This is a genomic window from Desulfatitalea alkaliphila (assembly GCF_022968795.1).
Lineage (GTDB): Bacteria > Desulfobacterota > Desulfobacteria > Desulfobacterales > Desulfosarcinaceae > Desulfatitalea > Desulfatitalea alkaliphila.
Genome location: NZ_JALJRB010000062.1, coordinates 1 through 2,113, shown reverse-complemented (window position 1 = coordinate 2,113; position 2,113 = coordinate 1). Strand labels below are relative to the sequence as shown.

Sequence of the window (2,113 nt, the reverse complement as noted above, 5' to 3'; positions counted from 1 at the left end):
ATTACATCGGTTTGTTGGGTTGGGGCCCTGGCGGGCAGTTTTAAGTTTTAAGTTTTAGGTTTTAAGTGAAGGTATTCTGTCTATTTGATTTTATAGGATTTGTGGGTTTGTTGGGTCGGGTGTGCCTCCTGTAGGGGCACGGCATGCCGTGCCCGGGTTGCCCCGAGAGGTTTGTTCGGGAACGGTGTGTGGGGGCCCTGCAATTCGGGGATCAGAATATTTTGGGGTGGGGGGGGTGGTCCCGGGGGGATTGGTTTCCCCCCGGGTGGCTTTTTTTGGGTTAGGCGGCGAGTTGCATGGCGCGGTCGGTGGCGTTGCGGATTTCGTTGGGGGTGAACGGTTTGGGCAGGTAGTCCATGGCGCCCATGCGCGCTGCCTCCTTGGCGGTTTCGATGCTGGCGTAGCCGGTGATGATGATCACCTGGGCATCGGGCTTGTGTTGGCGAATGGCCGCCAGCAGTTCCAGGTCCTTGACGCCGGGAATGCGAAGGTCGAGCAGCACCAGGGAATAGTCGCCGGCTTCGATTTTGGACAGGGCCTCTTCCTTGGTGGTGGCCTGGTCCACGGTGTATTTCTTTTTGCCCAGGATTTTGCGGATGTTGTTGTTGACCGCCACTTCGTCGTCGATGACCAGCACCTTGTTGGTGATCACCTGGAGCCGGGGGGTTTGTTCCGCCGCGGTCAGCTTGGCGTAGTTGGCTTTGAGCTGCGCGTAGGGGACCACCTGGATGCCGTCGGTTTCCAACTGGGCCACATACTCGGGGCCGGTGGCGGCGGCCACCTCTTTATAATCGAACGGTAGGTCGATGCCGATCATCCTGGCCGGATCGAAGGCGCCCGGTGCCGCGGCGCTCTTTTTCTTTTTGGCTTTGAGCTGGGGGCAGCCGGCCGATTTGGTGCCGGCCTTGCAGGTGGCGCCCAGCTTCTTGAAGATGTCGCACACCATGTTGCCCACTTCGCAGAAGCCTTCCATGGGCTGATCGGCGGTGATTTCCACCGTGGGGATGTCCGAGCGGCCCACATTGCGGGCGTAGATTTCGTCCGTGGCCTTGGCCACCGCTTCGTGGTCGAAGGGCATGTCCACGTCGATCTGCATGCGGCGTTCCAGGCGTGCCACGTTGGCTTTGAGTTCCTCATAGGTGGGCACGGCCACGCCGTCGTTGCGCAGGTAGTTGAGATATTCCGGGCCGGTGACCGCTTTGACCTCCTCGTAGTTGAAGGGTTGGTCGATGCCGACCAGGGTCTTGACGGCCGGCCCCTGGGTGGCCGCGGCGCCTTTTTTCTTTTTGGCCTTGAGCTGGGGGCAGCCGGCCGATTTGGTGCCGGCCTTGCAGGTGGCGCCCAGTTTCTTGAAGATGTCGCAGATCATGTTGCCCACTTCGCAGAAACCTTCTTGATCGGTGGGGGTTCTGACTTCCACCACCGGCATGTCGGAAGGCCCGATGGAACGGGCATAGGCTTCGCCGGTGGCCGCGGCCACTTCATCGGGATCGAAGGGGATGTCCACGTCGATGACGGTGATGGCCTTTTTCTCGGCTTCGCTCACCTTGGCTTCGATCAGCTTGCCGGCCAGGGCCTGGTCCACCAGATTGCGCAGCTCCTTGGGGGTGAAAGGCTTGGGCAGGTAGTCCAGGGCGCCCAGGCGGATGGCCTTCATGGCGGTGTCGGTGGAGGCGTAGGCGGTCATCATGACGGCCTTGGTGTCCGGCCATTGGGTCTTGATGGACTTGAGCAGTTCCAGGCCGTTGACCTTGGGCATCACGATGTCGGAGATCACCAGCTCGAAGCTGTTTTGGGCCATGATGGTCAGGGCTTCGTCGGCGCTGGTGGCGCAGGTGACCTGGTAGTTGTTTTTGGTGAGAATCTTTTCGACGTTGCGGCAGATGCTCTGCTCATCGTCCACCACCATGATGCGAATCGGTTTTTCCATGACGTCCTCCTCCTTGATTGTGATGCCGTCGGTTGGGTTGCGCGGCAATTGGGTTCTGTTTGGTGCCGGTAACGCTTTACAGGAAGGGACTGCAGTGGGCGTGCCAAGTTGGATGATGTGGCGTAATAGTCTGTGGATGTTGGTAAAAATGATTATCGGGGCACATGGCGCTGGATTGGGGAA

General features: G+C 59.6%; 2 protein-coding genes. One reads left to right on the top strand and one right to left on the bottom strand.

The window, feature by feature from the left end; all coding sequences use genetic code 11:
• Positions 1 to 280: 280 nt before the first annotated feature.
• Complete coding sequence (locus tag MRX98_RS21625; protein ID WP_246915194.1) at positions 281 to 1,930, bottom strand: response regulator; 1,650 nt, start codon at positions 1,928 to 1,930, stop codon at positions 281 to 283.
• Here MRX98_RS21625 and MRX98_RS21620 point away from each other — a divergent pair.
• Positions 1,929 to 2,113, top strand: a 185-nt coding sequence (locus MRX98_RS21620; RefSeq protein WP_246915192.1) for a hypothetical protein, incomplete at its 3' end; no start/stop codon positions are given. The two genes, MRX98_RS21625 and MRX98_RS21620, sit on opposite strands and share 2 nt — an antisense overlap.

Bases quoted from the DNA above. Each gene is read 5' to 3' on its own strand.
- MRX98_RS21625 (WP_246915194.1), bottom strand. From the start codon at position 1,930: ATGGAAAAACCGATTCGCATCATGGTGGTGGACGATGAGCAGAGCATC.